This is a genomic window from Kitasatospora sp. NPDC058478 (assembly GCF_042720345.1).
GTDB lineage: Bacteria > Actinomycetota > Actinomycetes > Streptomycetales > Streptomycetaceae > Kitasatospora.
The window spans coordinates 1-12,492 of record NZ_JBHXML010000129.1; the positions used below are offsets into that span (position 1 = coordinate 1).

The window sequence follows — 12,492 nt, forward strand, 5'->3', positions numbered from 1 at the left end:
GACCGGGGCCGCCGCCGATTTCACGGGAGGCCGTTCATGCGGTTAGACTCGTGAAACTGCTCGGCGAGGGATGCCGTGTGCCTGCTTGCCGGGTGCCCGCTCCGTGATCGACGCGCTGCCGGTACCGGATTCCCGTCCGCCGGCAGAGGCCGTTACCGCCGAGTGACCCCCGAACGTACTGAGGGTGTGGTCCCGGCGGTTTTTCGCGTTGCCTGCACCCCCGCGCCAGTCTTCCCGAGGAGTGCAGTCGTGTCCGAGATCCGCATCGCCGCTGAGACCCGTTCCGAGTTCGGCAAGGGTGCCGCCCGTCGCGCCCGCCGCGCCGGCTTCGTCCCCGGTGTCGTCTACGGCCACGGCCACGCCCCGGTTCACCTGAACCTGCCGAGCCACGACCTGATGATGGCGCTCAAGACCCCGAACGCCCTGCTGGTCGTGCCGATCGAGGGCAAGGACGAGTACGTGCTGCCCAAGGCCGTCCAGCGCGAGGCCATCAAGCGCACCATCGAGCACGTCGACCTGCTGCTGGTCAAGCGCGGCGAGAAGGTCACCGTCGAGATCCCGGTCCTGACCGAGGGCGAGCTGGCCCCCGGCGGCAACCTGCTGGAGCACGTCCTCAACGCGCTGCCGATCGAGGCCGAGGCCACCCACCTGCCCGAGTCGGTCACCGTCTCGGTCGAGGGCCTGGAGTCCGGTGCCTCCGTCCTCGCCAAGGACATCGTCCTGCCGGCCGGCGTCACCCTGGCCGTCGACGCCGACGCCGTCGTGCTGCAGGTCATCGGCGCCCAGGCCGCCCCGGCCGAGGACGAGGCCGCCGAGGCCGAGGGCACCGAGGCCTGAGCCTCGCCCCACCAGCTGTGACCGCTGCCCCGGTCGCTCCCCTCGGAGCGGCCGGGGCAGCGGTGTGTCCGGGAAGATGACGTAGAGCGCGCACAGGAGGAGAGAGGGCATGGCGGACGAGTACGAGGGCCCCTGGCTGGTGGTGGGGCTGGGCAACCCGGGCGAGCAGTACGCCCGGAACCGGCACAACATCGGGTTCATGGTGGTGGACCTGCTGGCGCAACGGATGGGCGCGAAGTTCAAGGCGCACAAGAGCCGGGCGCAGGTGGCCGAAGGGCGGCTGTCCGGCCGCCGGGTGGTGCTGGCCAAGCCGATGTCGTTCATGAACCTCTCCGGCGGCCCGGTGACGGCGCTGCGGGACTTCTACAAGGCGCCGGCCTCGGCGCTGGTCGCCGTCCACGACGAGCTGGACATCGACTACGCGGCGCTGCGCCTCAAGCTGGGCGGCGGGGACAACGGCCACAACGGGCTGAAGTCGATCACCAAGTCGCTGGGGCCGGACTACTACCGGGTGCGGTGCGGGATCGGTCGGCCGCCGGGCCGGATGGAGGTCGCGGACTTCGTGCTGAAGGACTTCTCCGGCGCCGAGCGCAAGGAACTGGAGTGGTTCGTGGACCGCTCGGCGGACGCGGTGGAGGCGCTGCTGTCCGAGGGACTGGAGCGGGCGCAGGGCACCTACAACTCCTGACGCTCAATCAAGTACGGGAGTGGTGTTACGCAACAGTCGTACAACGCTTGCCGGTCCAAACCTGAATCCGTGTGAGAAGCCTGTGCGGGATCGGATAGCGTCGGCCTGGTACGCGAACGAGTCCTGGGGAGTTCTCGATGCGGGGTTTTCGTCCGGTCCGCCGACTGCGGCGGCTCCGGGTGGTCCGACTGAAGCAGTTCGGACGGCGGGTCGGCACGGCCGGTGCGCTGGGGGCGGCCGGGGTGCTGCTCTCGGGCGGCGCGGTGGCGCACGCGGACGCGGTGGCCGAGCCGGATCCGGGGGGCTCCCCGGAGCCCGCGGCGGCGCAGTTCGGGCCGCTGCTCGGTGACTCGATGGGCACGGACGCCGGGCTGCTGGCGGTCGGCGGCGGCCTGGTGGTCGCCGCTGGCGGCGCCGCGCTGTGGCTGAAGCGCCGGCGCGCGGGCGAGCCGGGCGAGTAGGCCCTGTCCGGCCGGTCTTGCCGGACAGGACCTGGCCGTCCGCGCGGTGACACGACACCGGGCCGGTGCCCACGGGCGCCGGCCCTTTCGCGTGCCCCGGGCCCTTCCGGTACGGGACGGGGCCGCCGCCCACCCCGGAGGGCGGACGGCGGCCCCGTCCCGTACGCGCGGTGGCGTCAGCCGGTGTTGCGCAGGCCGGCGGCGATGCCGTTGACGGTCAGCAGCAGCGCGCGGGCCCGCAGCGGGTCCTCGTGGCGGCCGGTGGCGACCTCCTCGCGCTGGCGGCGCAGCAGCGCGACCTGGAGGTAGGAGATCGGGTCGAGGTAGGCGTCGCGGACGGTGAAGGTCTGCTTGAGCACCGGGTTGTGCTCCAGCAGTGCGCCCTCGCCGGTGAGCCGGAGCACCTCGCGCAGGGTGAGGTCGTGCTCGGCGACGATCTGGTCGAAGACGTGGTGCAGTTCGGCGGGCACCAGCTGCTCGACGTAGTGGCGGGCGATCCGCAGGTCGGTCTTGGCCAGCGTCATGGCGACGTTGGACAGGAAGTTGCGGAAGAAGTGCCACTGGCCGTGCATCTCGTCGAGCACGCCGCCGAGGCCGGCCGCGCGGGCGGCGGCGAGGCCGGAGCCGACGCCGTACCAGCCGGGGACGATCTGGCGGGACTGGGTCCAGCCGAAGACCCACGGGATGGCCCGCAGGCCGTCGAGGCCGGCGCCGGAGTCGGGGCGGCGGGACGGGCGGGAGCCCAGGTGCAGCGAGGCGAGCTGGTCGACCGGGGTGGCGGCGAAGAAGTACTTCGGCAGGTCGTCCTGCTCGACCAGGGCGCGGTAGGCGGTGTGGGCGGCCGCGGAGACCTGGTCCATCGCGGCGTCCCAGCGGGCCAGTTCCTCGGGGGCCTGGCGCGGGGCGGTGTGCAGCGCGGAGGCGGAGAGGGTGGCGGAGATGGTCAGTTCCAGGTTCTCCCGGGCGAGGGAGGGGAGCAGGTACTTGTCGGAGATGACCTCGCCCTGCTCGGTGACCTTGATCTCGCCCTCCAGGGTGCCCCAGGGCTGGGCCAGGATGGCCTCGTGGGAGGGGCCGCCGCCGCGGCCGACGGTGCCGCCGCGGCCGTGGAACAGGCGCAGCCGGATGCCGTAGCGGTGGGCGACGTCGCGCAGCCGGCGCTGGGCGCGGTGGATCTCCCACTGGGAGGTGGTGATGCCGCCGAACTTGGAGGAGTCGGAGTAGCCGAGCATGACCTCCTGGACGTCGCCGCGCAGGGAGACGAGCAGCCGGTAGGAGGGGTCGGACAGCATCTCGTCGAGGATGAGGTCGGCCTTCTGGAGTTCCTCGGTGGTCTCCAGCAGCGGCACGATGCCGATCTTGGCGATGCCGCCGTGCAGGTCGATCAGGCCGGCCTCGCGGGCCAGGACGGTGGCGGCGAAGACGTCGTCGGCGCCCTGGCACATGGAGATGATGTAGCTCTCGACGATCTCGTCGCCGAAGCGCTCGAAGCCCTCGCGGATGGTGTTGAAGACGCCGAGGGTCTTGGTGCCGGCGGCGTCCAGCGGGGCCGGGGTGGGGGCGAGCGGGCGGCGCGAGCGGAGCTCCTTGGCGAGCAGCTTCTGCCGGTACTCGCGGGGCATGTCGGCGTAGCGCCAGGCCTCCTCGCCGAGGCGGTCGAAGAGCTGGCCGAGGGCGTGGTGGTGGGCCTCGGCGTGCTCGCGGACGTCCATGGTGGCGAGCTGGAGGCCGAAGGCCTCGATGGTGCGGATGGCGCGGGCGAGGCGGCCGTCGGCGATCAGCTCGCCGCGGTGGGCGCGCAGGGAGTCCTGGATGAGCCGCAGGTCGGTGATCAGCTCGCGGGTGCCGAGGTAGTCGCGGCCCTCGACGTGCGGGGTGCCCTGGGCGAGCCGCTCGCGGGTGTTCTCCAGCTTGAGCCGGACGCAGGTGGCCTTGAGGCGGTAGGGCTCCTCGGCGTTCATCCGCTTGTAGCGGGGGCTGAGCTCGGGGAGCTGGTGCAGGTCGGTGTTGAGCGAGGCGAGCAGTTCGACCGAGGCGCCGGCCAGCCGCTCGGAGGTGGAGAGGGTGCTGCGCAGGTCGTCGACGGCGGCCAGGGCGTCCTTGATGCCGTACTCGTGCTGGAGGTTGAGGACGTCCCAGGTGACCTGCGGGGTCACGTTGGGGTTGCCGTCGCGGTCGCCGCCGATCCAGGTGCCGAAGGTGAGCGGGCGGACGCCGTCGGGCAGGGTCAGGCCGACCCGGCCGAGCTCCTCGTGCAGTTCCTCCAGGACCTGGGGGACGGCGTCGCGGTAGAGCTCGTCCAGGTAGTAGACGGCGTTGCGGGCCTCGTCGGTGGGCTCGGGGCGGGCGATGCGCAGCTCGTCGGTCTGCCAGAGCAGGTCGATGACCTCGGCGAGGCGGCGGTCGGCCTGGCGGCGGGCGCTGCTGGTGCGGGCCGGGTCGGCCTGGGAGAGGCCGGCGGCGATCTCCTCGCGGTGGATGCGGTCGAGGAGTTCGCCGATGCGGCGCAGCTTGTTGAGGACGCTGCGGCGGGCGGCCTCGGTGGGGTGGGCGGTGAAGACCGGGCGGACCGCGAGGTGGGCCAGCGTGTTCTCGAGGTGCTTGGGGTCGGCCTCGGCGAGCTGGTCGGCGGTCTGGGCGAGCAGCGAGCCCTCCCGGGCGCGGCGGGTGGCGAACTCGCGGCCGCGGTGCACCTGTTCGGTGACGTTGGCGAGGTGGAAGTAGGTGGAGAAGGCCCGGACCAGCTTGGCGGCGGTGTCCAGGTCGATGTCGGAGAGGAGTTCGGCGGTGGCCTCGCCGTCGGTGCGGCTGAGCAGGCGGACCTGTTCGACCAGGCCCAGCAGCTGGGGGCCTTCCTGCCGGACGAGCGTCTCGCCGAGCAGGTCGCCGAGGCGGCGGATGTCCGCCCGCAGGGCCGCGTTGTCGGCAACTGGGCCGGTGGCGTGGACAGTGGGGCTGTCCGCCGGGGTGGGGACCGGAGCGGTCACGGCTGGCTCCCTGTGGTGGTGGGGTTCGGCAACGGCTCATCGTCACAGGTCCGCCCGCGTGTGGCGGGTGTGACGCGTGCGGACCGCGCTGTCCGACGCGACCAGCATAGGTGTCGGGGCGGTCGCTGTCCGCGAGGTGGCCGGATGGCGGACAGTGACGCCGCAGGCCGCATGTGGTCTGGACCACTTGAGGGTCCGGCGAGGTGTCGGGGGCAATCCCGGTGGGGAGGGGAGGGGGTTGCCGCTTAGGGTGTCAGCCATGAGCAAGTCGCCTGGGGAGCGCGCGCCGGTCCGGCCGTTCTGGTGGTGGGAGCGGCCGCGCAGCGCCTTCCTGGACATCGGGCTGGCGGTGCTCGCCGCGCTGGAGTGCGCGCTCAGCACGATCGCCTTCCTCTCCGGCCGGGTGCACCTGGACGCCGCCGGGATGGCCGGCATCTCGCTGCTCGGCGTGGTGGCGGGCGGTTCGCTGGTGCTGCGCCGCCGCTGGCCTGCCGTACCGGTGCTGGTGACCCTGGTGGCGATGCCGGGGATGCTCGGCGTCCTGCTGCTGGTGGTGTCGCTGTACACGCTGGCGGCGACCTGGGAGTGGCCCACCCGGCGCTGGCGGGTGGTGGCGCTGTCCGCACTGGCCTTCGCCGAGACCGTCGCCGTGATGATGGTGTCGATGCTGACGCCCGGCGACACGGCGGTGGAGCAGCCGCCGCTCTGGGGCCAGGTGCTGATCGCGGTGCTGGTCTCCGTCGGCCTGACCGTCCCGCCGGTGGTCACCGGACTGTACGTGGGCGCGCGGCGGCGGCTGATCGACTCGCTCAAGGACCGCGCGCACGGCCTGGAGACCGAACTGGACCTGCTGGCCGAGCAGGCCCAGGAGCGCGCCCGCCGGGCCCGGCTGGAGGAGCGCACCCGGATCGCCCGGGAGATGCACGACGTGGTGGCGCACCGGGTGTCCCTGATGGTGGTGCACGCCGGGGCGCTGGAGCGGATCGTCGCCAAGGACCCGGAGAAGGCCGCGCAGAGCGCCAAGCTGATGGGCGAGGTCGGACGGCAGGCGCTGAACGAGCTGCGGGAGATTCTCGGCGTGCTGCGGATGGACGACGAGCGCCAGCCGGAGCCCGACTCGCTGGCCGGGCTGCCCCGGCTGGTCGACCAGTCCCGGGCGGCCGGCATGGCGGTGACGCTGACCGTCAGCGGCAGCCGGCAGGAGTTCACCGGCGAGGCCGAGCAGACCGCCTACCGGGTCGTCCAGGAGGGCCTGACCAATGCGCACAAGCACGCGGGCGGCGCACAGGTGTCCGTCCTGCTCGCGTACGCGCCCAACGGGGTGCGGGTGAGCGTGGTGAACGCCTGCCCGGGTGGCGGCGGGGGCGCGGCGAAGCTGCCCAGCGGCGGCAACGGGCTGGTCGGGATGCGGGAGCGGGTGATCGCGCTGGGCGGCACCTTCTCCTCCGGGCCGGAGGCGGACGGCGGGTTCCGGGTCGAGGCGGTGCTGCCGTCCCGGCTGGCGGTCCGGGCCGAACGGCTGCGGTGACGCGCCGCCAGGCCCGGCCGGTCAGGCCCTGTCCGGCCGAGCGCGTGTCGGCCGCCTGACCCAGGGCCCGCCGGACCGCCGTCAGGAACCGTCGGCGGTGCGCAGCCGCTCCGGGGCGGTGCCCAGGACCAGGGTGGTGACGGCCTGGTCGATGCCGTGCCCGAGGAACCACTCGCCGGTGTGGTCCAGGCTGTAGACCCGGCCCTCCTCGTCGACGGCCAGCAGCGCCTGCCCGTACGCCTCCTCGCCGAGCGGGGCGAGCTGGCTGCCCAGGGCGCGGCCGAGGTCGAGCAGGGTGCGCGGCTGGTGCAGCCCGCACAGCGGGTCGATCAGGAACGGGGTGCGGGCCAGCTGGCGGCCCGGGCCGGCCAGGTCGAAGGCGAGGCCGCCGAACTCGGCCCAGGCCTCCACCGCCGCCGGGAACACCGCGTGCCGCAGACCGGACGGCCCGCCGTACCCGACCAGGGCGTCGGCCCACTCCTCGGCCTGCCGTATCTGCCAGCGGCCGGGGTGCCAGCCGGCCGCCTTGAGCTCGGCGGCGACGTCGGCGGGGAAGCGCGGGCGGGCCCGCCCGGCGGGGGCGGCGGACAGGGTGGCCGGCGGTGGCGGGGGCGGGCTGGGCGGGTTCAGGGCGGACTCCAGGGCTCGGGGACAGGGGGCGTACGAGGGCGCGGTCAGGGCGCGGGCGGCCCGACGGCGACGCTCTGCACGGTGAAGTGCTCCAGCATCGGCGCGCAGGAACGGCACGGCGGGGCGTGGGTGCCGTGCGCCGGGTCGCCCTCCTCCCGGATGCGAACGGTCGTCATCCGGGAGCCCTTGAGCGCCTTGCGGGCCTCGTGCAGGGTCATCGGCTTGCGGGCGGCGCGCTTGGAGCGCCGGCCGTCGACCGCGACCAGGTGCTGGGAGAGCAGGACGGCCTCCGGGCAGCGGCCGGTGAACCGCTCGCGCGCCTCGACGGGCAGCGTGTCCAGGAACTCGCCGACCAGCGGGTGCAGGACCGGCCGTCGGGCGTCCTTGTCCCCGGCCAGGGTGTGCACCTCGCCGCCCTTGAGTGACAGCGCGGCGGCGACGGCGGGCAGCAGGCTGTCGCGGTGGTGGCGCAGCACGGGCGGGCCCGCGGGCTCACCGGTGGTCATGCGTCGTCCTCCTCCTCTGTTCCCGCTGACGGAAGGACCGGTGGGACGGTCCGGGGCAAGCCTGTCAAACGACACCGACATCCGCACAACCGGGGTGCGGGGGCGGACGAACGACCGTGCGGGACCGGCCGGGCCGTCACCCGATCCTCGCCGGACCGGGGCCGGATCCGCACACCGTCGTCACGACTTGTCCGCTGATTTCCCGAAACCACCTCCGGGCCGGGGGCACGGCCGGTACCGTTCCGGCAGCGAGGCCGAAGGGGATCCGGTCGACCGCCCGCGGACGCGCGGACGGGGCCGGACCCGGTGCCCGCGCCGGACGTTGGGGCCGCCGGGGTGGGCCCGAGCCCGCCCCGGCGGCGGAGCGAAGGGGCTCGTGGATGACGTCGGAGCAGCCCGGTCGGAACGGGCCGCGGCAGCGGTCGGGGGCCTGGGACGCGCAGGCCGCCAACCAGGCGCCCGGTGGGCACGTGCCCACGCCGGGCGAACCGCCCCGGCCGGCACCGGAACGCCCGGTGGGCCTCGCCGTGGTCGGGGCCGGCTACTGGGGCCCGAAGCTGGTCCGCAACGCGCAGGACACCCCGGCGCTGCGGCTGCACTGGCTGTGCGACCTGGACGAGGCCAAGGCCCGTGCCGTGCTGGGGGAGTACAGCACCGTCCGGGCGACCGGCTCCTACCGGCGGGTGCTCGACGACGAGCGGGTCGGGGCGGTCGCGGTGGCCACGCCCGCGGCCGCGCACTACCGGCTGGTGCGGGCCGCGCTGGAGGCCGGCAAGCACGTGCTGGTGGAGAAGCCGATCACGACCTCGGCCGCCGAGGCCGCCGAACTGGTCGACCTGGCCGAGCGCAGCGGGCTGGTGCTGATGTGCGACCACACCTTCTGCTACACCCCGGTGGTGCGCCGGATCCGCGAGCTGGTGCACGGCGGCGAGATCGGCGACATCCAGTTCTTCGACTCGGTGCGGATCAACCTCGGCCTGGTGCAGCCCGACGTGGACGTGCTGTGGGACCTCGCCCCGCACGACCTGTCGATCCTCGACTTCGTGCTGCCGCCCGGCGTCGAACCGGTCGGGGTGTCCGCCCAGGGCGCCGACCCGATCGGCGCCGGCCGGGCCTGCGTGGCGTACCTGACGGTCCGGCTGAGCAACGGCGCGCTGGCCCACTGCCACGTCAACTGGCTCTCCCCGACGAAGGTCCGCACCACGCTGATCGGCGGCTCCCGGCGCACCCTGGTCTGGGACGACCTCAACCCGCAGGCCCGGCTGGCCGTGCACGACCGCGGCGTCGACCTCACCCCGCCCGACCAGCTGACCGACGCGATCCGGCACCGGGCGCTGATCTCCTACCGGGTCGGCGAGATGGTCGCGCCCGCACTGGTCGAGCAGGAGGCGCTGCGCAACGTGATGGCCGAGTTCGCCGCCGCGATCACCGAGCGCCGGGCCCCGCTCACCGACGGCCGGGCCGGGGTGCGGGTGCTCCAGCTGCTGGAGGCGGCCTCGCTCAGCCTCGAACTCGGCGGTGCCACCGTCCCGGTGGGGTCCGGGGACCGGGCGGGCGCCCGGTGAGCGCCGGCATCCCGCCGGTCGGCCCGATCCCGCCGGCCGACTCGATCCCGTTGGTCGACCTGGCGGCCGCGCACGCCGAGGTCGCGGCCGAGGTCCGGGCCGGCTTCGACCGGGTGCTCGCCTCCGGCGGCTACGTCAAGGGCCCCGAAGTGGACGGCTTCGAGCGGGAGTACGCCGACTTCACCGGCGCCCGGCACTGCGTGGGCGCCGGCAACGGCACCGACGCCCTCGAACTCGCCCTGCGCGCCCTCGACCTGCCGCCCGGCGGCGGGGTCGTGCTGCCCGCCAACACCTTCGTCGCCACCGCCGAGGCCGTGCAGCGGGCCGGGCTGCGCCCGGTGCTGGTCGACGCCGACCCGGCGCACCTGCTGATCGACCCCGAGCGGGCCGCCGGGGCGCTGCCCGGCGCGGTCGCGCTGCTGCCCGTCCACCTGAACGGCCAGCTCGCCCCGATGGGGCCGCTGCTGGAACTGGCCGACGGACGGCCGGTGGTGGAGGACGCGGCGCAGTCCCAGGGCGCCCGGCAGCACGGGCGCACCGGCTACGGGCGGATCGCGGCCACCAGCTTCTACCCGGGCAAGAACCTCGGCGGCTACGGCGACGCCGGGGCGGTGCTCACCGACGACGACGAACTCGCCGCCGCCGTCCGGCTGATCGGCGACCACGGCGCGCGCGAGAAGTACCGGCACGAGCGGTTCGGCTTCAACTCCCGGATGGACGCGCTGCAGGCCGTCGTGCTGCGGGCCAAGCTGCGCCGGCTGCCCGCCTGGAACGCCGCCCGCCGGGCCGCCGCCGCCCGCTACGACGCCCTGCTCGGCGGTCTCGACGGCCTGACCCTGCCGCGCACCGCGCCCGGCAACGAGCACGTCTGGCACCTGTACGCGGTGCGGATCGGTCCCGGCCGGGACCGCGACGCCGTCCTCGCCGCGCTGCGCGCCGCCGGGATCGGCGCCGGGGTGCACTACCCCGTCCCGGTCCACCTCCAGCCCGCGTTCCGTCACCTCGGCCACCGCGCGGGGGCGTTCCCGGTCGCCGAACGGGCCGCCCGCGAACTGCTCAGCCTGCCGCTGCACCCGCACCTCACCGAGGCACAGCAGACCAGGGTCGCCGGGGTGCTGGCCGGGGCGCTCGGGCAGCGGCCCTGACGGTTCCCCTTCTTCTCCCGGGCGGGGGCCCGGGCCCGGAGACGACCCCCTACGCTGGTGTCCAGCAAGCGCTTCGAGAATTTGCAGCAGCCAGTGGGGGCTCCCAGATGACGACAGGTCGGCCCGGCGTCGCCGCCGCACCGAACGCGGCGTACGCAGGTCAGGTGGTGCAGTTCCCGGACCCGGTCCGCGCGGAGCGACACCCCGCCGGGGTCCGGGTGGACGAGTACGGCTACCCGGACTTCGGCTCGTACGCCGCCGCCGCGGCCGAGGTCGCCGACCCGCCGGACGGCTTCGGCGTGGACGAGCTGCGGCTGACCGACTACGTGTCGGCCAACGCCGCGCTGTTCACCCAGGGCCACCCGCTCTGGGCCGACCTGGACACCGCCGTCGCCACCCCGCCCGGCTGGACCTGGCACCACGCGGTCGGCCGGGCCGCCCCCGGCTGGCGGCGGATGGAGCTCGTCCCGGTGGAGGTCAAGGCGCTGCTGCGGCACCACGCCGGCCTGGCCACCTCCGCCGCCGACCACACCCGCCGCGGCACCCGCCCGTTGCAGGAGCGCCGGCCCGTGCACTTCTCGCTGGCCAAGGACGGCGGCGACCCGATCGGCGTCCCCGAGGACCTGGTGCAGCGCGCCGAGGAGCGCCTCGGCTACCGGCTGCCCGGCGCCTACCGCACCTTCCTCAAGCTGGGCGGCGGCCGCGCCCCGGTCGGGGTGGCGCTGGACACCGAGCTCGGCATGCTGCTCGACCAGCCCTTCCTCACCCTCAGCGAGGAGTACGGCACCCAGGACGTCGTGTACGCCAACAAGTGCCTGCGCGACCACCTCACCAAGGACTACCTGGGCGTCGCCTACGCGCAGGGCGGCATCGTCGCGCTCAAGGTGCGCGGCGACCGGGCCGGCTCGGTCTGGTTCCACCTGTACGACGACGCCCGCGACACCGGCGCGCCGGAGGCCCCGGAGGACCGCTGCGCCCGGCTGCTGCTGCCCTGCGGCAAGGACTTCGACGCGTTCCTGCTGCGGCTGGCCGGCAGCCCGCCGGAGCTGGAGACGGTCGCGGAGCTGATGGTGGACGGCGGGTTCGCCCGGGCCGTCCCGGTGGACTGACGTGGCCGCGGCGGTGCAACGAGCGGGGACGACGAGGATGGGGACAGGGGTGAACCGGGCGTGGTGACGTACGCGCAGGCGCAGGAGCTCGCCGAGGAGTGGATCAACGGCGGGGTGCCGCAGCCGCAGCAGCGCGAGGTACGGGTCCGGGAGTTCGACCTGGGCTTCGTCTGCTGGGCGGTGGCACCCGGGGACGGGACGGCGGGGCCGTCGGGTGCGGGGGACGGGTCGGCCGGCGAGGCGCGACTGGTGATCGCCCGGGACTCCGGCGCGACCACGCTCTGGCCCGCGCTGCCCGTCAACGAGGTGGTCCGGCAGTACGAGGAGGCGTACGGGCGACCGGTCGCGGCCAACCCGGCGGGGGCGGCGAAGCCCGCGCCCGGGCCGGTCGAGGCGACGTCCTTCCTGCTCAGCCCGCCGCAGTGGCTGCAGGAGGCGGGGGCCGCGGCGATCGCGGCGGAGGCGGAGCGGCTGGGGGGCCAGGGGGCTCCGGCTCCGGCTGCTCCGGTGGTTCCGGTGGTTCCGGTGGCCGCGCCGCCCGCGCCGGTCGCTGCGGCGCCCGCCGTGCCGGCCGCGCCCGCCGTCGAGCCGCCCGTGCCCGCCGTGCCGTCCGGTTCTGCCGGTCCTGCTGGTTTCGCCGTCCCGCCGCAGGCCCCGGCCCCGGCCCCCGTGCCGGTGCCGCCGGTCGGGGCCGAGGCGGCCACCGTCCTGATGCCCGAGGGGCTGCGGACCACCGGCTCCGACCTGCCCGACGCGCCCGCGCCGGCCGGGGCCGAGGCCGCGACCATGCTGATGCCGCCGGAGGGCGGCTACGGCATGCCGCCGGTCCCGCCGCCCGCCGCCCAGGCGCCCGTGCCCGCCGCCGTCCCGCCGCCCGCGCCCGTGCCGCCTGCGGCCGTCGAGCCGGCGCCGACGCTGCTCGCGTCGCCGGACGCCGTGCCGGGGCTGATGGGCCTGCCGGGTGCGCCGTCCGGGCCGCCCGGCGGGGTGGAGCAGACGCCGACCGTCCTGGCCCCGCCCGCCGCCGCCCCGCAGC

The 12,492-nt window shown here is 75.0% G+C and carries 10 protein-coding genes and 1 pseudogene; 8 read left to right on the top strand and 3 right to left on the bottom strand.

Annotated features, from left to right (window positions below; translation table 11 throughout):
- The first annotated feature begins 249 nt into the window (after positions 1 to 249).
- The 3 genes from ACFWPT_RS39990 to ACFWPT_RS40000 all read left to right on the top strand — a co-directional run bounded on the left by ACFWPT_RS39990 (position 250) and on the right by ACFWPT_RS40000 (position 1,986).
- Positions 250 to 837, top strand: coding sequence for a 50S ribosomal protein L25/general stress protein Ctc (locus ACFWPT_RS39990; protein ID WP_063348047.1), 588 nt, complete (start codon positions 250 to 252; stop codon positions 835 to 837).
- 109 nt (positions 838 to 946) lie between these two features.
- A complete protein-coding gene (gene pth, locus ACFWPT_RS39995; protein ID WP_063348046.1) occupies positions 947 to 1,525 on the top strand; it encodes an aminoacyl-tRNA hydrolase in 579 nt (192 codons plus the stop codon).
- A 137-nt stretch (positions 1,526 to 1,662) separates the two neighbouring features.
- A complete protein-coding gene (locus tag ACFWPT_RS40000; RefSeq protein WP_159398448.1) occupies positions 1,663 to 1,986 on the top strand; it encodes a hypothetical protein in 324 nt (107 codons plus the stop codon).
- A 176-nt stretch (positions 1,987 to 2,162) separates the two neighbouring features.
- Here ACFWPT_RS40000 and ppc read toward each other — a convergent pair whose 3' ends face one another.
- Positions 2,163 to 4,973, bottom strand: coding sequence for a phosphoenolpyruvate carboxylase (ppc, locus tag ACFWPT_RS40005; protein WP_079135660.1), 2,811 nt, complete (start codon positions 4,971 to 4,973; stop codon positions 2,163 to 2,165).
- A gap of 259 nt (positions 4,974 to 5,232) precedes the next feature.
- On the opposite strand from ppc, the gene ACFWPT_RS40010 reads away from it, so the two are divergent.
- Complete coding sequence (locus tag ACFWPT_RS40010; protein WP_063348044.1) at positions 5,233 to 6,501, top strand: sensor histidine kinase; 1,269 nt, start codon at positions 5,233 to 5,235, stop codon at positions 6,499 to 6,501.
- Positions 6,502 to 6,582: 81 nt separating this feature from the next.
- Here the strand turns inward: ACFWPT_RS40010 and ACFWPT_RS40015 are convergent, their stop codons facing one another.
- Together ACFWPT_RS40015 and ACFWPT_RS40020 are read right to left on the bottom strand one after the other, a co-directional pair.
- Positions 6,583 to 7,092, bottom strand: a complete 510-nt coding sequence (locus ACFWPT_RS40015) for an SUKH-3 domain-containing protein (RefSeq protein ID WP_380380559.1) — start codon at positions 7,090 to 7,092, stop codon at positions 6,583 to 6,585.
- Between the two features lie 83 nt (positions 7,093 to 7,175).
- The gene (locus tag ACFWPT_RS40020) at positions 7,176 to 7,637 is read right to left on the bottom strand and encodes a YwqJ-related putative deaminase (RefSeq protein WP_063348043.1); all 462 of its coding nucleotides are present in this window, start codon (positions 7,635 to 7,637) and stop codon (positions 7,176 to 7,178) included.
- A gap of 380 nt (positions 7,638 to 8,017) precedes the next feature.
- Between ACFWPT_RS40020 and ACFWPT_RS40025 the strand changes: the two genes are divergently transcribed.
- The 4 genes and pseudogenes from ACFWPT_RS40025 to ACFWPT_RS40040 form a co-directional block, all read left to right on the top strand.
- Entirely contained in the window at positions 8,018 to 9,202 is a 1,185-nt protein-coding gene (locus ACFWPT_RS40025) for a Gfo/Idh/MocA family protein (protein ID WP_079135658.1), read from the top strand.
- Complete coding sequence (locus ACFWPT_RS40030) at positions 9,199 to 10,347, top strand: DegT/DnrJ/EryC1/StrS family aminotransferase (protein WP_380487901.1); 1,149 nt, start codon at positions 9,199 to 9,201, stop codon at positions 10,345 to 10,347. Before ACFWPT_RS40025 ends, ACFWPT_RS40030 begins: the two co-directional genes overlap by 4 nt.
- A 107-nt stretch (positions 10,348 to 10,454) precedes the next feature.
- Positions 10,455 to 11,456, top strand: a complete 1,002-nt coding sequence (locus ACFWPT_RS40035) for an SMI1/KNR4 family protein (RefSeq protein WP_380487903.1) — start codon at positions 10,455 to 10,457, stop codon at positions 11,454 to 11,456.
- A gap of 60 nt (positions 11,457 to 11,516) precedes the next feature.
- A pseudogene (locus tag ACFWPT_RS40040) lies at positions 11,517 to 12,492 on the top strand (hypothetical protein); the annotation flags it as partial.